The following is an 18,892-nucleotide window of genomic DNA, read 5'->3' on the forward strand; positions in this document are numbered from 1 at the left end:
CCCGATCAGGATTTCTGGAACATGGCGAGCATGCGCCGCGTGACGAGGAAGCCGCCGACGATGTTGATCGTGGCGATCAGCACCGACAGCGCCGCAAGCAGCACCACCAGCCAGTTGCCAGACCCGATCTGCAGCAGCGCCCCGAGAATGACGATGCCGGAAACCGCGTTGGTGACGGCCATCAGCGGGGTGTGCAACGAATGCGAGACGTTCCAGATGACCTGGAAGCCGACGAAGCAGGCGAGCACGAAGACGACGAAGTGGCTCATGAAGGCAGGCGGAGCAAAGGCGCCGACCAAAAGCAGCAGCGCCGTGCCGACGGCGAGAAGCGTCAGCTGGCTCTTCGTCTGGGCCTTGAAGGCTGCGGCCTCGGTCGCACGCTTTTCCTCCGGCGTCGGCTCCTTCACTTTCTCCTTTGGTTTCTGCGCCGCGATCGCGGCGATCTTCGGCGGTGGCGGCGGATAGGTGATCGCACCCTCGAAGGTGACGGTCGCGCCACGGATGACGTCGTCCTCCATGTTGTGGACGAGCTTGCCGTCCTTGCCCGGCGTCAGGTCCGTCAGCATATGGCGGATATTGGTGGCATAGAGCGTGGACGCCTGCGCGGCCATGCGGCTCGGAAAATCGGTATAGCCGATGATGACGACGCCGTTGTCGGAGACGATCCGCTGATCGGCAACGGTCAGGTCGCAGTTGCCGCCACGCTCGGCCGCAAGATCGACCACCACCGATCCCGGCTTCATCGCGGCGACCATGTCGGCAAGCCAGAGTTTCGGTGCATCACGGCCCGGGATCAGCGCCGTGGTGATGACGATATCGATCTGGGGCGCAAGCTCGCGGAACTTGGCAAGCTGCTTCTCGCGGAACTCCGGCGAAGAGGGAGCCGCATAACCGCCGGTGGCAGCGCCATCCTGCTGACCGCCCCCCTCACCATCGGCAAAATCGAGATAGACGAACTCGGCTCCCATGCTCTCGATCTGCTCGGCGACTTCCGGCCGCACGTCAAAGGCGTAGGTCTGAGCGCCAAGCGAGGTGGCGACCCCGATCGCCGCAAGACCGGCGACGCCCGCACCGATCACCAGGACCTTGGCCGGCGGCACCTTGCCGGCGGCCGTCACCTGGCCGGTGAAGAAGCGACCGAAATTGTTGCCGGCCTCGATCACCGCGCGATAGCCGGCGATATTGGCCATCGACGACAGCGCATCCATCTTCTGGGCGCGCGAAATGCGCGGGACCATGTCCATGGCGATGACGTTGACGCCCTTTTCCCTGGCGAGCTCCAGAAGTTCGGCATTCTGGCCCGGATAGAAGAACGAGATCAGCGTCTTGTCCGCAGACAGATAAGCGACCTCGCTCGGCTCGGGCGGCCGTACCTTGGCGACGACATTTGCCGAAGCCCACAGCGCCTCTGCCGACGGGGCCACCTCGACGCCCACGGCCCGATAGGCATCATCGGAAAAACCGGCCGCAACGCCCGCGCCCGTCTCAATGATGCTGCAATAGCCAAGTTTCGCAAGTTGCACCGCGCTGTCAGGTGTCAGCGCCACGCGCGCCTCGCTTGCGGTTACCTCCCGCGGCGCGCCAATTTTAATCGCCATGCTTGTCTGTCCTCTCCTGCCGACTAGGCAATGCCTTGTCCCTCAACAATGCGACAGCAGAACAAGCAAACCTTGAGAGTACTGTCCAGTACGCTTTGCCGCGAATCCGTCCATTCTTGTCGCTTTTTAGTTTTCACTAATCGTTTTTATTGGCCAAGCACTCCAGCCGACGGGCCGCTCGGGCACCAATGGCCAACAAAAAGGGGACGGCGACGCCCCCACGAAGAGGGTGCTGCATCGGCTCCAGGGGGCCGCCGATTGCGTATGTGAAGCGACGCTTCACCAGAGAGGGGTCCCGACCTGCGCGCGTTTCATGAAACAATCGTGCCGAGCCGCGACTGACAATCCGGCGCCTGGCGTCGACACGCTACGGGGCCGCTGCTGCAAGCCCTCCTTCGGAAGTTTTTATTTCAATGCCCTCGGCACGGCACGGCGACGCGGTCTCGCCGCGTGCCGCGCCGTGCGGCCCCTTGGGAGGATGTTCTAGTTGCGGCTTTCGTAGCTGCTCAGATTTGCAGGGGTGACGAGCTCGAACGTGAACGACCCGCGCGTCCACGCATCAAAGGGATTCGTCGACAATGACGACCGGTCGCCCCAGGGAGCAGGCCTCCACCCGCGCCTCGACGCGATAAACCGAGCGCAGCATATCCGCGGTGATGACGTCGTGGGTGGGGCCGCTCGCCAGCACCGACCCGCCGCTGATGACGATCGTGTCGTCGCAATAGCGCAGCGCATGGTTCAGGTCGTGCAGCGCGATCAACACCGCCATACCCGACTGCGCCGACAAACGCTTCATGAAGCCAAGGACCTCGATCTGGCGAAAGAGATCGAGCGCCGAGGTCGGTTCGTCCATCAACAGCACTTCGGGCTTACGCACGAGAGCTTGCGCGATGGAGACGAGCTGGCGCTGGCCGCCTGAGAGCTCACCAAGGCCACGAAAGGCGAGATCGGCGATCCGGAGTTCGCCCAGCACTCGGTCGATCTCGGCGAGTTCGGCGTCCTTCACCTTCCAGCCTGAGCCTTGCTTGGCCGACAACAGCACCGACTCGTAGACGGTCAGCACGGCATTGGCGCCGGTATCCTGCGGCATGTAGCAGATGCCTTCGGACCCCTTGGCCGTATCGGACAGGTGGACAGTGCCGGGACCGGAGGTCAGGTTTGCTATGCGCTTGAACAGCGTCGACTTGCCGGCCGCATTCGGACCAATCACCGCCGTCAGGCCACCGCCGCGCAAGACACCGGTGTTGACATCTAAGAGCACCGTGCGCCGGCCATAATTCGCGCCGACCTTTTCCAGCGACAGGCTTACCATGCGCGCCTCCTGTTGGTGAAAATCAGCACGAAGAAGAAGGGCACGCCAACGAGCGCGGTGATGACTCCAATCGGCAGGACGGCGCCCGGAATAATCATCTTGCTCACGACCGAAGTGACCGAAAGAAGGAGCGCGCCGCACAACACAGAAGCTGGCAGGAAGAAGCGCTGATCCTCGCCGACCAGCATGCGTGCGATGTGCGGAGCGACGAGACCAACAAAGCCGATCGTGCCAACGAAAGAAACCGGGATCGCCGCAAGCAGGCTGACCGTCATCATTGCTTCGAGCCGGAGCCTTCGAACATTGATACCGAAGCTCGCAGCCTTATCGTCACCAAGCCGAAGCGCGGTTAGCGCCCAGGCGTGCCGTGCAAACAGCGGCAAGGCGAACAGCAGCACGGCGCCGGTGATCCAGACCTTTGGCCAGGTTGCCTTGGTGAGACTGCCCATCGTCCAGAAGACGACGGCGGCCAGCGCCTGTTCGGAGGCGAGATATTCGAGCAAAGACAGCGCGGCATTGAAGGTGAAGACGAGCGCAATGCCGAGCAGAACGATTGTTTCGACCGTAACGCCGCGCATGGTGGAGGCGAAATGGATGAAGAGCGCCGCCAACATCGCCATAAGGAAGGCGTTGATTGGCACCATGTATTGGACGGCGACGGGAAAAACCGCCACGCCGGCAACGAGACCGAGGGCCGCACCGAAGCCGGCAGCGGCGGAAATGCCGAGCGTGAATGGACTTGCCAGTGGATTGGCAAGGATCGTCTGCATCTGCGCGCCTGCGACCGACAATGAGGCACCCACCGTCACGGCCATCAGGGCGATCGGCATGCGAATGTCCCAGATCACCACCCGGAGCTGGTCGCTTACAGTTTCCGGTCGAAAGAGCGCGGTCAGCACATCCGCGAGTGGATAGTTTGCAGGCCCGAGAGCCATGTCGACTGCAACCGACGCAAAGAGCGCAACGATGAGGCAGAAGATCAACACCAAGCGGCGCAAAACGAGAGAGCGGTAGCGCCCTCGCCCTTCAACGCCGGATACTTGTTCGGTCATGGCAACCATCATTCACCACTCTTTGGAAGCGAGGCGAAGTAACCCGCGCGGTAGGTCACCGGCAGAAACTTCTCATGGAACTCGCGGAAAGTCCGGTCCGGGTCTATGTCGGCAAAGAGCTCCGGATGGAACCACTTGGCAAACTGCTGGATCGGAATGAACTCGTAAGGGGCGCCGTAGAACTGGTGCCAGACGGCATGCACATTGCCCTCCTTCACCGCCTTCAGGCCGGGAAAGCCCGGGCGCTGCATAAGGCCGCGCAGGCGATCTTCTGCCGCCGCCGCATCGGCGCCGCGTCCGACGCTAACGAACTGGTTGAGATCGGATTCCGCCGACCAGTTACTGCCGGTGATAATGACATGATCCGGATCGCTGACGATCAGCTGCTCAGGATTGAGGTCGCCGAAGGTCCCCTTGACGACGTCAGAACCGATATTGTGGCCGCCGGCCTCTTCCACCATTTTGCCGAAGTTGGCCGGACCGAAGGTGCGGCAGCAGACAACGTCGCCGGTGATGCCGGGAGAGCGCTCGATGAAGACTTTCGGCCGCGCAATTTCCCCCGCCTTCTTGAGGCGGTCCGTCACCAGCGCGATTTGAGCATTGCGATAGTCGATGAATTCGCGGGCCTTCGCTTCGGCACCGAAGAGCTGGCCGAGGATTTCGACCGATTTTTCGCTATTGGCGGCAGGATCCACGCGGAAATCGAGATAGACGACGGCAATGCCGGCGGAAGCGGCCTTTTCGATGAAGCCCGATTCTTCGACCGCCTGCTGCGCTTCGAGATTGAGCGTCAGAACCTCAGGCTTGAGCGCAATCGCTGCCTCGAGGCTGAAATCGCCCGAAGGGATATAGCCGAACCGCGGCAGTTTCTCGATTTCGGGGAAGCGCTCCACATAGGCAGCGTAGGAGTCCGGATCCTTCTTCAAAAGATCATCGCGCCAACCGACGATCGTGTCGAAGACATGCTCGCCTTTCAGCGCTGCGGCCACGTGGATCTGCCGCGCCTCGCCCAACAGGACGCGCTTGGCCGGAAGCGCAATTTCGACCCGACGGCCGGTGACGTCGATGATTTCAGCCGCACTGGCGGGCAAAGCCGCCAATACCAAGGCTGCGACCATCGCCGACGCGATTTTCCCGAAGATCGACATTCTCATTCCTTTTTAGTTGCGACGCCGGAGTCCTCCCCTCCTCCAGCTGTCGATGCGCTTACTGGGCTGACGTCAGCGAGACGAAGTAGCCGCTCTTGTAGGGAAGCGGCAGGAAGCGCTCATGCAACTCCTTGAACGTCGCCTCCGGGTCGAGGTCCGCGAAGAGATCCGGGTGCAGCCACTTGGCGATCTGCTGGATGGCCACGAACTGGTAGGGATTGTTGTAGAACTGGTGCCAGATGGCGTGAACCTGGCCGTCTTTCACGGCTTCAACGCCGGTGAAAGCCGGGCGCTTGGTCAGGTTTTCGAGCTTGCGGGCCGCTTCCTTCTCATCGGCGCCATAGCCGACGCCAACCCAGGCACCACCCGGCACATAACCCTGCCAGTTGCCGCCGGTGATGATGATCTGATCGGGATTGGCAGCGATGATCTGCTCCGGATTGACCACGCCGAAGGTGCCGGGAATGATGTCCTTTGCCATGTTTACGCCGCCGGCGAACTCGACCATCTTGCCGAAGTTCTCGTTACCGAAAGACATGCAGCAATCGTCGGAGTAACCACCGGCGCGTTCGACAAAAACGAGCGGCTTCTTCGGATTGGCCTTCGCCAAAACGTCGGTCACCTTGGCGATGCTCTCGGCGCGAAACTTGATGAACCCCTCGGCCTTCTCTTCCTTTCCCAAAAGCTTGCCCATCACGCGCATGCTCGGCTCGGTGTTTTCCATCGGCTTCTCGCGGAAATCGACGTAGACGAGCGGGATACCGACCTTGGCAAGCTTCTCGATGTAGCCAGCCTCCTCCGTCGCCGTCTTCGCGTCGACGTTCATCAGAACGACATCGGGTTTCAAGGCAACCGCCTGCTCGATGTCGAAGGTGCCATCCTTCATGCCGCCGAAGGTCGGCAGCTTGGCAATCTCAGGGTACTTTGCGAGATAGGCGGCATAGCTTTCAGGGTCTGCCTTTGCCAGATCATCGCGCCAGCCGACGACGCGCTTGAACGGCTCGTCGCGGTCGAGCGCGCCGAGGAAATAGATCTGCCGCCCTTCGCCGAGAATCACGTGCTCGACGGGTACGTTGACCTCGACATCGCGGCCCGTGACATCCCTCAACGTCACGACATCAGCGAAGGCTGCCGTAGAAAAAAGCACGCAAAGGCTTGCGGCGGCCGCAGCCACCCTGTTGAAAAACCGCATTGTTTTAGCTCCGCTGGAAAATTCAGGCGATCTAATGTTTGATGACTTTATTAGTCAACATTTATCTTTTAGAACGCCTCCAAACAGGAACGAGCGGTATCGACATGAGCGATGTGACGGAGCGGCAGAACTACAACCTGCGCGATGAAATCAAGGCCTACTGGTCGGACCGCGCGGCAACCTTCGATCTGTCCCCGGGCCACGAGATCTTCTCGGAGGAAGAACGCGCGGCCTGGCATCAACTGTTTCTCCGTCACCTTGGGCCGGGCGCAGGGCGTGCCGCGCTCGATCTTGCGAGTGGCACCGGCGTCATCTCGCATCTTCTCGATGAACTCGACTTCAAGGTGCAGGGCCTCGACTGGGCCGAGCCGATGCTCGAACGCGCCAGGGATAAGGCGCGCAAGCGCGGGCGAGCGATCCGCTTCGCCCTCGGCGACGCCGAAAATACCATGGAGCCCGACAACCACTACGATGTAATCGTCAACCGGCATCTGGTCTGGACGCTCGTGGACCCGGCCGCAGCCTTTGGCGAATGGCTACGGGTCCTGAAGCCCGGCGGCATGTTGCTGATCGTCGATGGCGACTTCGTCAATACAACCGCGCTCGAGCGGCTGTTCTCCAAGCTCAGCACATGGGGACAGCGCCTCGGCCTGTTCAAGGCTGAGACGCCAACCGGTTCGCCGCAGATGACGGCGACGCACCGCAGCATCCTCTCCCGCGTGCATTTCGCACAAGGCGCCCGCGCCGAGGCCGTCGTCGCGCTGTTGCGCGAGGCCGGCTTCACCGAGATTACGATCGACAGGGACCTTCGCGAAATCCATCGCACCCAGGCCGCGAATTGGAACCTTTTCAAGGGCTTGGCGCGACAGTCGCAGCATCGCTACGCCATTCGCGCGACGAAACCTTAGGGTCGAGGCAAACCCTACGCAGTCAGTGACTGTGTTCATGCGCAAAAACGACCAGGCTCACGACTGCGCAATCTCCCTGCCAATCCGCAGGACCTCCGAGATTAAAAGGTTCAGGTCGTCCGGGCGGGTGCGATGATTGCAGATCGCTGCGCGCAGGCAATGCTTGCCCCGGATCGTCGTGTCGGAAAGCGCCGCCACGCCGGTTTCCTGCAGGCGCAGCATGATCTCGAGGTTGGTCTCCTTCAGTCGCTCCTCATTTAGACCTTGGGGCGCATAGCGGAAGCAGACGATGTTGATCTCCGGTTCAACGATGAGTTCCAGAGGCGGATTCGAACGGACGAGATCGGCGAGGAAGGCGGCCTGCGCGACGTTCTGGTCGATCAGCCGGCCGAACTTGGCGATGCCGTGCTCCATCAGCGCCATCCAGACCTTCAGCGCCGCAAAGCCGCGGCTGGTCTGAAAGCCGAATTCGTGAAGCCACTGACCGGAGGCGATGCCACGCGGCATGCCCTGCAGAAACTCCGGCGACACCGCAAAGGTTTCCCGGTGCTTTGCCCGGTCCCGGACAAGCGCGCAACCGACCTCAAAGGGGGCATGCAGCCATTTGTGCGGGTCGAGCGCGACGGAATCCGCCCGCTCGATGCCCTTGACGCGCCAGGCGTTCTCGGGCGCGATCGAAAGCAGCGCTCCGATACACCCGTCTACGTGGAACCACAGGTTCTCCTCCGCGGCGATCCCGGCCAAGGCGGTGAGATCGTCTACTGCACCGGAATTGACCGTACCGGCAGTACCAATGACGCAGGCAGGCCTGAAGCCCCGCGCGCGATCCTCGGCGATCGCCGCGCGAAGCGCCTCAAGGTCGATGCGGTAACGGGAATCGGTCGGGATCCGTCTAAGTGCCTTGTTGCCGAGGCCGAGCGTCTCGACCGCCTTGCGATGGCAGGAATGAACCTGATCCGAGGCGTAGAAGCGCATGGGTTCCGTGAGGGCCGCAACGCCCTCTTCGCGCAGATCGATGCCCGCCATGGCGTTGCGGGCAACCGTCAGCCCGACGAGGTTGGCCACCGAACCGCCGCTGACCAGCGTGCCGCTCGCTGCCTCGGGAAAGCCGATCATGTCGCGCAGCCATCCGACGACCTGCTGGTCGACGAGGGCAGCGGCATGGCGTCCGCCCCCGAGATTGGAACCCTGGATCGCTGCGAGAAAATCGCCGAGCGCCCCGGTGAAGTTGCCGGAGCCCATGTACCAGGACCAGAACCGTGGATGGATGTTGCCCATTGGATAGGCGAGCACCGTGTCCTTGACCTGTCGGTACACGTCCTCGAGGGGCGTCGGCCGATCCGGGACCGGCGCCTGGTACAGCGCTTCGATCTCCTCCGGCAGCGGTTGCCAGACCGGACGCTCGCGCACGCGGCCGAGATGGCCGACGGCATCGTCGATGATCCGGTGGGCGAGCGCCGAGACGGACGACCAATCGGGTGGGTCGAGGGTCTCGAGCGTAGCCAGGAGTTCCGGTTGCGTGAAGGCTCCCACGCTTTGCCTCGGTGATCGCGCTCCCATCCTTCCTCTCCCTATTCGGCGGCGAGCTGGAAGCCGGGCGTGGATCGCGACAGCTCCATCTCCTCGTCATCCATGTCCGCCGGGATCGTTTCGAACAGCGGCGTCGACAGATAGCGCTCCCCTGTGTCAGGCAGCATGCACAGGATCACCGAGCCGGCCGGCGCGTGCTCCGCGATCTGGCGCGCAACGCCGAAGGTCGCGCCGCCCGAAACGCCAGTGAAGATGCCCTCTTTCTGTGCGAGCGCCTTGGCCCATTCCATCGCCTTCGGACCGGCAATGGGGACGAGTTCGTCATAATAGCGGTTGTCAATCGCCTCCTGCAGGACGTCGGGTATGAAGTCCGGTGTCCAGCCCTGGATCGGATGCGGCTCGAAGGCGGGATGGCTGGCGGCCGGCGCACCGCCCGTTCCGCGCTGTTGCGCATGACCGCTGCCGAGCAACTGCGCGTTGGCGGGCTCGGCAAGCACGATCTTCGTCTCCGGACGCTCACGCCGCAAAACCCGGGAGACGCCAACCACCGTGCCGCCGGTGCCGTAGCCTGTGACGAAGTAATCAAGACGGGAGCCGGCAAAGTCGTTGACGATTTCCCGGCCGGTCGTCGCCTCGTGGATCGCGGCGTTGGCTGTGGTCTCGAACTGCCGGGCGAGGAACCATCCGTTCTTCTCTGCGAGTTCGACCGCCTTGCGATACATGCCCAGGCCCTTCTCGGCGCGCGGCGTCAGAACGACCTTGGCGCCCAGCATGCGCATCAGCCGGCGGCGCTCGACGGAGAAGCTATCGGCCATGGTGACAACCAGCGGATAGCCTTTTTGCGCACAGACCATCGCCAGTCCGATGCCGGTGTTACCGCTGGTGGCCTCGACTACGGTCTGTCCGGGCTTCAGCTTGCCTGTGCGCTCGGCCTCCTCGATGATCGCAATCGCCAGCCTGTCCTTCACCGACGAAGCCGGATTGAAGAACTCCGCCTTGACATAGATGGTCGCGTTGCCGACGCCGAGATTGTTGACGCGGATCGCCGGCGTGTCGCCGATCGTCTCCAGCACGCTGTCGAAAAGCCGCCCGCGGCCGCTCGTGGTTCTCAGTCCAGAATTGTTTGGCATGGGTCCTCTCACTCTTCCGGATGCTAGGTTCGGCGAGGGATGCTAAAGTGCTGGCGTGGGAGCCGGCGTGGGAGTGCGCATGGAAACGGATGGCCCGGACGTGGTTTTTTCGGCAAAGGAGCTGGAACTGCGGCTGCTCGGGCCGATGAAACTCATGCGCCGCGGGGTGGCCGTGCCGTTACCGCCGTCGCGCAAGGTGCGCGCGCTGCTCGCTTATCTGGCCCTGACGCCAGGTTCGGTTCCTCGGGAACGGCTCTGCCATCTGCTCTGGCAAGTGCCGAGCGATCCGCGCGGTGAATTGCGCTGGAGCCTGAGCAAAATCCGCTTGCTCATGGACACGGATGGCCGCAAGCGCGTGATCACGGCTAACGACCGGATTTCACTCGATCTCGAAGACTGTGACATCGACGCACGCCACATCCAGGAAGCAAGGCGGCGCGGTATCGGAAACCTCGATCTGGAGGCGTTGCGGCCGATTGCTGGACGATGCGGAGGCGATCTGCTCGAAGGGGTCGAGATCGACAACAGCCCTGCCTTCGAGCACTGGCTGACATCGGTGCGGAGCGAGTTTCGCCTATACGCGCTGGAGATCGCGGCAGAAATCGGCAAGAAAACACCCGTCGGCGGTGAGGACGGCTTGCCGGCAGCCCGGCAATGGCTCGACCTCGCGCCGCTCGACGCAGACGCAAATCTCCGCTTCCTGGCGGAACTGTCCCGCAGGCGGATGGGCGACGCCTGCAACCGGCATCTCGATGCGGCAGCGCGCCTCTTTGCCGATGAGGGCGAGGACTTCGCGCCGATCCGAGAGGCATGGGAACGCCTCAGGCCCCTGTCCCGACAACCGGCGGTCGTCGTCGTTTCTGACGGTGTTGGCAGACCTTCCGAGCCCATCCACGTGACGGTCGCGCGCCGCGCCTCGATTGCCGTCATGCCGTTCCGCGAACTTGTCGCGGGCGGGGCGGGCCGGAACGATCTCGGCAGCGCGGTCGCGCATGACGTCATCAGCAAGCTGGCGCGCCTGCGCAGTCTCTTCGTTATTGCCCGAGGCTCTGTTTTTGCCATCGCTGGCGAAGGGCTCGAACTGCCGGAAATCGGCCGCCGGCTCGGCGTCGACTATGTCGCCACCGGCTTCCTGGAACAGCACGAACTCGGGATCGCAGTGAACGTGGAGGTCGCAGAGGCGGCCACCGCCCATATCGTCTGGACTGAGCGGTTCGAGGCGCGCGCGGCCGAGCACTTTGCCGTCGTCGACGAGATCAGCAACAGCATCGTGTCGTCGATCGCCGCTGAAATCGAGAACGAAGAGCGCAACCGCGCGATCCTGAAGCCTCCGGATTCGCTCGACGCCTGGGAGGCCTATCATCGCGGCCTCTGGCACATGTTTCGCTTCACCGCCGAGGAAAACGAGCGCGCCGCCGAGTTCTTCCGCCTTTCGACACGCCTCGATCCAACCTTCTCACGCGCCCATGCCGGGCTGTCCTTCACCCACTGGCAAAGGGCATTCCAGCGCTGGGGCGACCGCGACGGCGAGACCCGGGACGCGCTCAAGGCCGCCGGGCAGAGCCTCTTGGTTGACGATCAGAACCCCGCCGCGCACTGGTCGATGGGGCGTGCCCTCTGGCTGACCGGAGACCACGACCAGGCGGTGCGCGCACTGGAGCACTCGGTCCTTCTCAGCCCCAATTTCGCCCTCGGGCACTATGCGCTCTCCTTCGTGCACGCGCAGTCCGGCGACCCCGCAGCGGCGATCACCGCATCTGATTACTCGCGGCTTTTGAGCCCCTACGACCCGCTGCTGTTCGGCATGCTCGGCACCCGCGCGATTGCCCTCATCCGGCTGGACGCCTTCGAGGAGGCTGCAGACTGGGCGATCAAGGCGGCAGCCCGTCCGAACGCGCATGTGCACATCCTCGCGATCGCAGCCCATTGTCTTGCGCTCGCCGGACGCCTCAGTGAGGCTCGCAGCTACGCGGCCCGCATCCGCCTGCAGAAGCCGGATTACCGGACGGACAATTTCCTCGACGCCTTCCACTTCACACCCGACGTCATCGCCCGATATCGCCAAGTGGCGGCCTTGATCGGGCTGGCGACCTGAGTGATCGGTGCCGGCCAAATTCGCCTGCGTGTCTTAGAGCCGCTGGAGAAGGCGGTATCGTTCAAGGATTTCAGCGATCTGTTCGTCCTGTGCCTTGTTTGGCAGAAGTGCTGGCTGTCGGCTTGCGCCGACAGATGCATCCTGCAGGTAGAGGGCGCGCTTGACCATCGCCGGGGCAAAGCCGAGTGCATAGAGGTCGGTCCGAAAGGCAGCAAAGGTTGCCTGCTGCTTCTGCGCTTCGACAATGTCGCCGGCATTGAAGGCCTTCAAGATACCTGCAAGCACATCCGGCATGGCGTTGCCGAGGCCCGAGATGCAGCCAGCCGCACCATTCTGCAGTGCCCAGAGCACGAGATGATCGGGGCCGGAGTAGACTTCGAAACCATCGACTTCGTTGGCAATCTGCAGATAGGCTTCCAAAGTTTCTTTCGCGCCGCCGGAATCCTTGATGCCGGCAATGTTGCCGTGGCCGGCAAGGGCGCGCGCCGTGTCGGGCTCGATATGGTTCTGCGTGCGGGCGGGTATGTCATAGAGGTAGACTGGCGTCTTCACGGCATCGGCGACGGTCGAGAAATGACGGACAAGGCCATCCTGGGTGCAGGCAATGAAGAACGGCGTGATCACTGCGATCCCGTCGACGCCGATCCGGTCGAATTCTCGGGCGAGTTTTACTGTCTCGAAGGTGGCAGGCATGCCGGCATTGACGATCACCTTGACGCGGCCGCCGACCTCATCAACCACCTCCTCCGTCAGGCGCACCTTTTCCTCGTATGTCAGCGCGGTGAAGTCACCGTTGGTTCCGGCGCACATGATGTTGTTGCCGGCTGCGACCTGTCGGCGGACCTGGGCGCGCGTCGCCTGGTAGTTAATGGTCTCGTCGTCGTTGAAGCAGGTCACGAGGGCGACGAAGGCTTGCTTGGTCATGCGGATTTTCCTCTCAATGGACGGCGCCTCAGGACGCGCGCTGAAGACGGGCGGCGCGATGAGCGGCCTGGACGTCGGGATCGGGGTCGAGGCCGGCTGCAAGCAGCGCACGCGTATAGTCTTGCTGCGGCGCGTCGAACACCTCGCGCACCGTGCCAAGCTCGACGATGTTGCCCTTCTGCATGACCATGACGTGGTCGGCAAAGTCGCGCACCACCGGCAGATCGTGGGCGATGAAGATAAAGGCGATACCCATTTCCTTGCGCAGCCGGTCGAGCAGCGCGATCACCTGCGCCTGCACCGAAACGTCAAGCGCCGAGACCGCCTCGTCGCAGATGATCAGCTGCGGCTCGAGTGCGAGTGCGCGGGCAATTGCGATGCGTTGGCGCTGGCCGCCGGAAAACTGATGTGGGTAGCGGCCCATGTGCTCCGGGCCGAGACCGACCTGCACAAGAAGATCAGCCACCCGCTCGCGCCATTTCGCCTTGGGCAAGATATCCGAATGAATGACCCAGGCCTCGGAAATGAGCTGGTAAACGGTCATACGCGGATTGAGCGACTGCGTCGGGTCCTGGAAGACCATCTGCAGGTCGCGGCGCAGCTTGTAGAGTTCCGTGGGCGACATCGTGAAGAGGTCGCGGCCCTTCCACAAGGCGCTGCCACTATCCGGTTCGTCGAGGCGAAGCAGGATGCGCGCCAGCGTCGACTTGCCTGACCCGCTCTCGCCGACGACGGCCATGGTCTCGCCGGGCATGAGGTCGAAGGACAGGCCCTTCAGCGCCTCGAAGGAACCATAGCGTTTGCGCACGTCGCGAACTGAAAGAACGGGTTCGGCGCGAGCGGCTGGCACATGCATCTCGCCCTTGCCTGGGGCGGCGGCAATCAGCTTCTTGGTATAGGGATGCTGCGGGTTCTTGTAGACCTCGCGCACCGTGCCGGCTTCGACCAGAACGCCTTTTTCCATCACCACCACGCGATCGGCGATCTCCGCGACCACGCCGAGGTCGTGGGTGATGATGAGGACCGCCATGCCGGTCTCTCGCTGCAATTCCTCAAGCAGCGCGAGCACTTCGGCCTGCACGGTGACGTCGAGCGCCGTCGTCGGCTCATCGGCGATCAGGAGATCTGGCCTGAGTGCCAATGCCATCGCAATCATGACGCGCTGGCGCTGGCCGCCGGAGAATTCGTGCGGATATTTGTCGAGCGAGCGCTCCGGGTCGGGGATGCCGACCCGGGTCAACAGCCGCAACGCCTCGGAAGCGGCTTTCGCGGCGTCGGTCCCGTGGGTGGTGAGCGCCTCGCGGATCTGCCAGCCCACGGTATAGACCGGGTTAAGATGGCTCAGCGGGTCCTGGAAGATCATGGCGATACGGCGCCCGTTGACCTTTCGCCTTTCCTGCGCCGGCATTGGCAGCAGGTCGACGCCGTCGAGCAGGATCTCGCCCGAGCTGATGCGTCCCGGCGGCATGTCGATCAGGTTCATGATCGCCGAGGAGGAGACCGACTTGCCGGATCCGCTCTCGCCAAGGATTGCGAGCGTCTCGCCACGGTCGAGATGGTAGGAGATATTGCGGACCGCTTTCACGACGCCGACTGCGGTGTGGAATTCGACCGACAGGTCGCGAACTTCAAGGAGATGGTCAGCCATTCTTGCGACCTTTCATTTCAAGACGCCAGCGCTGCACTGGGTCGAGCGCGATGCGCAGCCAGTTCGACAAGAGGTTTAGCGACATGGTGGTAAGGATGATCGCAAGGCCGGGCCAGAACGAAAGCCACCATGCGTTGGTGAGGTACTGACGTCCCTGCGAGATCATCAGGCCCCAGGTGATTTCCGGCGGCTGGATGCCGATACCGAGGAACGAAAGCGCGCTTTCGGCCAGCATCACATAGGCGAAGTCGAGCGTCGCAAGCGTCGTCAGCGTCGGCAACACGACAGGCAGAATGTGGCGGAACAGGATGCGCTTGCTTGATGCGCCCATCACGCGCGCGGCCTGCACGAACATGCGTTCACGGATTTCCAGCACTTCGGCGCGTGTGGTTCGCAGGTAAACCGGGATGCGTGTGATCGCCAGCACCAGCATGAGGTTCAGGATCGACGAGCCGAGAATATAGAGAACGATGACCGCGATCAGCAGCGACGGAAAGGACATGATCACGTCCGCGAGCCGCATGATGATCTGATTGACGCGCGGCGAGGAAAAGCCGGCGACAAGGCCGAGGAAGGTGCCGACGGTTGCTGAAAGCGCGACGGCACCGGCGGCCACCATCAGCGTGTTCTGGGTGGCAACGATGATGCGGGCAAGCAGCGGCCGCCCGAGGGCATCGGCCCCCATCCACCAGACCCAGCCGCGCTCCCAGTCGAAAGGCACGGCGTTGCGGCCTCTAAGGTTCTGTTTGGTCGCGAGATCGCCGAGCCAGGTCGGCCCGATGATTGCGATGATGAGAACGAAAAGCAGGAAGATCGCGGCGCAAAGCGCGAATTTGTCGGCAAGCAGCATGCGGAACATGCGGGTCGCAAAGCGCGGTTCTTCGGTAACAACGGTATCGGCGGTCTGCAGGGTCATGGTCCCCTCCTCAGTGCCGGATGCGCGGATCGAGCAGCGCGTAGGCCAGATCGATCAGCAGGTTCATGAGGAAGATCGCCAGCGCCGTGACGAGGATGGCGGCGAGCACGACGTTGAAATCGCGCTGCAAGATGGAATCGATCATCAGCTTGCCGACGCCCGGAAACCCGAAGATCGTCTCGACGATGACCGCGCCGTTCAAAAGGCTCGCGGCCTGGTCGCCAATGACGGTGATGACCGGCAGCATGGCGTTGCGCAGCGCATGCACGAAGATGATCGGCCCGGATTTGACGCCCTTGGCGCGCGCCGTCTTCACATAGGCCGAAGAAAGCGCCCCGATCATCGAGCCGCGCACCACTTGGACGATGATGCCGAAAGGCCGGATGAACAGAACCGAGATCGGCAGGATCCAATGAAGCAGCGACCCCGTGCCCGAAGTCGGCAGCCAGGCGAGGTTTACCGAAAAGACGACGATCGCGACGATGGCGATCCAGAAATCGGGAACGGAAGCGCCGACCAGCGAGATCAGCGAGGAGAGCCGATCGAAGAAGCCTCCAGCGCGGAAGGCGGCAAGCGAACCGACGACGATCGCAGCACCAGCGACCAGCGTCATGGTGATGACTGCGAGCCAGAGCGTCCAGGTGAAGGCCTCAAGCACCACGTCCAGAGCAGGACGCGCCTTGCGCAGGGATTCGCCAAAATCGCCGGTGACGACGTCGCCGACATAGCGTCCGAACTGCACCAGCATTGGATCGTTCAAGCCATGCAGCTCGCGGAATTGCGCCTTCATCTCTGCGGAGGCTTCGACCGGCAGGAACAAGGCGGCCGGATCACCTGTCAACCGCGACAGGAAGAAGACCATGACGAGCAGCCCGACGAGCGAGATCAGACTGGCCACGGCGCGTTTTCGAACGAATTTCAGCATGGCGCCCTCGAAGAAATCCGGCGGCGGGATCATCCCACCGCCTTGATTGCTGTTGTGACTGGCGAACCTGTCGTTCGCCAGGGCAGATTACTTGATCTTGATCTCCGAGAGCTGCAGCGTCCCGTTGGTCGCCATCGTCGGCTTGAATTCGAGCCGCTCGGAAACGCGGGAGAAGCCTACCATGTGGAAGAGCAGGACGTCGGCAACGACATCGTCATGCACATAGGCGATCAGTTCCGACCAGAGCTTGGCACGCTCGTCGCCGACGGCAGCCGACGCGCGCTTGATCAGGTCGTCGACCTTCGGATCGGAGAAGCCGGACTGGGTGCCTTCGGTTGCGTATTTGAAGAACATCGAGAACGACGGATCGCCCTTGGAATTGTCGTGCATGGCGGCAACGATCTGCGGGCCGCGACCTTGCTTGAAGGGCTTGGAATAGTACTGCTCGTGCTCGGCGACCTCGACGAATTTCAGCTCGACCTTGAAGCCGACTTCCTCAAGCTGCGCCTGAATGGCCTCCATGATCTCGGTCACGTTCGGAAAGTTTGCAGAACGGGCGATGATGGTGATGGGCGTGTCGACTTTGACGCCATCGGCCTTGGCTTCCTCAAGCAGCTTCTTTGCGCCTTCCGGATCGTAGGGGAAGACCTTTACGTCGGGGTTCCAGCCAAGCGTCGGTGGCGGCACGATCGCGGTGGCGAGCAATGCACTTTCGGGAACCAGGGTACCGAGGAAGGCCTGGCGGTCGATGGCGACGTTGAGCGCGCGGCGGACACGAACGTCGTTCAGCGGTTCGATGTTGTGATCGATGCGCAGGTAGACGGTTTCGCTGTCGAGGTAGGAAAAGTCCGTTGCCGGGTTCGTGGCATCGAGCTGCGAGATCGACGGCGAAAGGTCGGCTTCGCCGGTCTGCACCATGGCTGCGCGCACCGACGGGTCGGCGCGGAACAGATAGGTGGCTTCCGTCACTTCGGGCTTTGCGCCCCAATAGTCGTCACGGCTGGTCAGCACGATCTGCTGGCCCGGCGTCCAGTTGGTCAGCTTGTACGGACCGGTGCCGACCGGTTCGCGCACGAACTCAAGCGGCGTTTCCTCCGGCACGATCGTGACGAGAGACATCAGCAGCGGCAGGATCGGCTGAACCGGATCGGCCTTGAAATCGATGGTGTAGTCGTCGACGACCGTCGGGGTCACCGTGATGCCGCCGAAGTAGCGGCGCGATTCACAGGTGTTCTTGTCGCTCATGATGCGATCGAAGCTGTGCTTGACGTCCTTGGCGTCAAAGGTCGTGCCGTCGGAGAACTTGACGCCCTTGCGCAGGTGGAAGCGCCAGCTGCTGTCTTCGTTCTGCTCCCATTTTTCGGCCAGGCGCGGCATGACGCCCTTGTCACTGCGAACGTCGAGTTCGGTCAGCGTTTCGCTGACGTTCTGCATGATGACGCGGCCGATGTTCGAGCGCGTGGCCATGCAGGGCTCCAGCAGGTCGGCCTCCTCGGCCAGCACGATCTTAATGGGGCCGGACCCGGCGAATGCGGGCGACAGGGCCGAACTCAACATGAGTGCACTCAAGACAAATAATTTCTTCACGGCATTTCCTCCCTAGTGAAATTCGTTCAGCTGGATGTTGCTTTTCCGGATCGCGCGGCAATTAGCGCCGCGCAACCGATGAGCCCGCCGCCGCAAAGGGTGGTGAGGGCGATCTGTTCGCCAAAAAGCGCGAAGCCGCCGAGCGCCACGAGCGGCAAGCGCAAAAAATCGACCGGCGCGACGATCGTGGCGGGCGCGAGTGAAAAAGCATGGGTCATCATACCCATGCAGGCAGTTCCCACGAAACCCTGCAGCGCCAGAAGCGTCATCTCCCTCGCCCCAGGCATGGTCCAGAACGGCAAGGCGAAAAGAAGCGCGATCGGAACGGTCAAAAGGAGATTCCAGACGACCAGCGTTGAGGTCTTATCGCCCTTCGACATGGACTTCAGGATCAACTGAATGGTCGACTGGAGCATCGCGCCAGTGAGGGCGAGAAGGATGGCGAGACTGAAGCCGGTTCCCGAGGGGCCGATGATCAGCATCGCGCCGCCAAAACCGAGCACCACCGCACCGATCATAGCCGGGCCAGGCCTTTCGCCCAGCGCCAGTGCGGCACCGTGCAAAAGGAAGATCGGCGACATGAAAGCGATGGCCGTCACGTCAGCAAGCGGCCCCCAGCTGAAGGCAGCGAAGAAGGCGACCATGGCGAGCAGCTTGAAGCCGGCACGGACCGCATGCTGACGCAAGGGGTGGCTCGACTTGAGCACCGATGGGCGCAGGGCAACAAAAGGCAGAAGGATGAGCGCGCCGAAGAAAGCGCGGAAGAAGCCGATGACGAAAGGATGCACGGCGCCGTTCAGCGCCCGCACGATCACCGCGTCGGCGGCAGCAAGGATCGCTGCACCAACCGCGAACATGACCGCCATCTTAGCCCCCTTCGGGCTGGCTTCCAGCATCAGACCTCCTCCCGGCATCCTCTTGCCGGCT

The 18,892-nt window shown here is 62.6% G+C and carries 15 protein-coding genes; 2 read left to right on the forward strand and 13 right to left on the reverse strand.

What is annotated here, in order from left to right:
• Positions 1 to 5: 5 nt before the first annotated feature.
• The 5 genes from FA04_RS32575 to FA04_RS32595 form a co-directional block, all read right to left on the reverse strand.
• A complete protein-coding gene (locus FA04_RS32575; protein WP_034796338.1) occupies positions 6 to 1,592 on the reverse strand; it encodes a Re/Si-specific NAD(P)(+) transhydrogenase subunit alpha in 1,587 nt (528 codons plus the stop codon).
• A gap of 565 nt (positions 1,593 to 2,157) precedes the next feature.
• The gene (locus FA04_RS32580; RefSeq protein WP_034796220.1) at positions 2,158 to 2,910 is read right to left on the reverse strand and encodes an ABC transporter ATP-binding protein; all 753 of its coding nucleotides are present in this window, start codon (positions 2,908 to 2,910) and stop codon (positions 2,158 to 2,160) included.
• Complete coding sequence (locus FA04_RS32585; RefSeq protein WP_226020927.1) at positions 2,904 to 3,971, reverse strand: FecCD family ABC transporter permease; 1,068 nt, start codon at positions 3,969 to 3,971, stop codon at positions 2,904 to 2,906. Before FA04_RS32585 ends, FA04_RS32580 begins: the two co-directional genes overlap by 7 nt.
• A complete protein-coding gene (locus FA04_RS32590; RefSeq protein ID WP_156553142.1) occupies positions 3,971 to 5,110 on the reverse strand; it encodes an ABC transporter substrate-binding protein in 1,140 nt (379 codons plus the stop codon). Before FA04_RS32590 ends, FA04_RS32585 begins: the two co-directional genes overlap by 1 nt.
• 58 nt (positions 5,111 to 5,168) lie before the next feature.
• Positions 5,169 to 6,302 carry an ABC transporter substrate-binding protein gene (locus FA04_RS32595; RefSeq protein WP_034796194.1) on the reverse strand — a complete coding sequence of 378 codons (1,134 nt, stop codon included), beginning with the start codon at positions 6,300 to 6,302 and terminating at the stop codon, positions 5,169 to 5,171.
• A 104-nt stretch (positions 6,303 to 6,406) separates the two neighbouring features.
• Between FA04_RS32595 and FA04_RS32600 the strand changes: the two genes are divergently transcribed.
• A complete protein-coding gene (locus tag FA04_RS32600; protein WP_034796179.1) occupies positions 6,407 to 7,210 on the forward strand; it encodes a class I SAM-dependent methyltransferase in 804 nt (267 codons plus the stop codon).
• Between the two features lie 57 nt (positions 7,211 to 7,267).
• Here FA04_RS32600 and FA04_RS32605 read toward each other — a convergent pair whose 3' ends face one another.
• Entirely contained in the window at positions 7,268 to 8,743 is a 1,476-nt protein-coding gene (locus FA04_RS32605; protein ID WP_034796176.1) for a pyridoxal phosphate-dependent decarboxylase family protein, read from the reverse strand.
• Positions 8,744 to 8,781: 38 nt separating this feature from the next.
• Positions 8,782 to 9,870, reverse strand: coding sequence for a PLP-dependent cysteine synthase family protein (locus tag FA04_RS32610; protein WP_034796173.1), 1,089 nt, complete (start codon positions 9,868 to 9,870; stop codon positions 8,782 to 8,784).
• 79 nt (positions 9,871 to 9,949) lie between these two features.
• Here FA04_RS32610 and FA04_RS32615 point away from each other — a divergent pair, with 79 nt between their 5' ends.
• On the forward strand, positions 9,950 to 11,965 hold the full coding sequence (locus FA04_RS32615) for a transcriptional regulator (RefSeq protein WP_034796169.1): 2,016 nt from the start codon (positions 9,950 to 9,952) through the stop codon (positions 11,963 to 11,965).
• 33 nt (positions 11,966 to 11,998) lie between these two features.
• On the opposite strand, the gene FA04_RS32620 is transcribed toward FA04_RS32615, so the two are convergent.
• From FA04_RS32620 to FA04_RS32645, 6 genes are all read right to left on the reverse strand, one after another.
• Positions 11,999 to 12,889, reverse strand: a complete 891-nt coding sequence (locus FA04_RS32620) for a dihydrodipicolinate synthase family protein (RefSeq protein ID WP_034796163.1) — start codon at positions 12,887 to 12,889, stop codon at positions 11,999 to 12,001.
• A gap of 28 nt (positions 12,890 to 12,917) precedes the next feature.
• The gene (locus tag FA04_RS32625; protein WP_034796160.1) at positions 12,918 to 14,537 is read right to left on the reverse strand and encodes an ABC transporter ATP-binding protein; all 1,620 of its coding nucleotides are present in this window, start codon (positions 14,535 to 14,537) and stop codon (positions 12,918 to 12,920) included.
• The gene (locus FA04_RS32630; protein ID WP_034796145.1) at positions 14,530 to 15,453 is read right to left on the reverse strand and encodes an ABC transporter permease; all 924 of its coding nucleotides are present in this window, start codon (positions 15,451 to 15,453) and stop codon (positions 14,530 to 14,532) included. Before FA04_RS32630 ends, FA04_RS32625 begins: the two co-directional genes overlap by 8 nt.
• Before the next feature lie 10 nt (positions 15,454 to 15,463).
• Complete coding sequence (locus FA04_RS32635) at positions 15,464 to 16,378, reverse strand: ABC transporter permease (RefSeq protein ID WP_034796335.1); 915 nt, start codon at positions 16,376 to 16,378, stop codon at positions 15,464 to 15,466.
• 87 nt (positions 16,379 to 16,465) lie between these two features.
• A complete protein-coding gene (locus tag FA04_RS32640) occupies positions 16,466 to 17,935 on the reverse strand; it encodes an ABC transporter substrate-binding protein (protein ID WP_418235978.1) in 1,470 nt (489 codons plus the stop codon).
• Positions 17,936 to 17,991: 56 nt separating this feature from the next.
• Complete coding sequence (locus tag FA04_RS32645; protein WP_034796137.1) at positions 17,992 to 18,861, reverse strand: DMT family transporter; 870 nt, start codon at positions 18,859 to 18,861, stop codon at positions 17,992 to 17,994.
• Positions 18,862 to 18,892 lie beyond the last annotated feature (31 nt).

Source organism: Ensifer adhaerens (assembly GCF_000697965.2).
GTDB classification, from domain to species: domain Bacteria; phylum Pseudomonadota; class Alphaproteobacteria; order Rhizobiales; family Rhizobiaceae; genus Ensifer; species Ensifer adhaerens.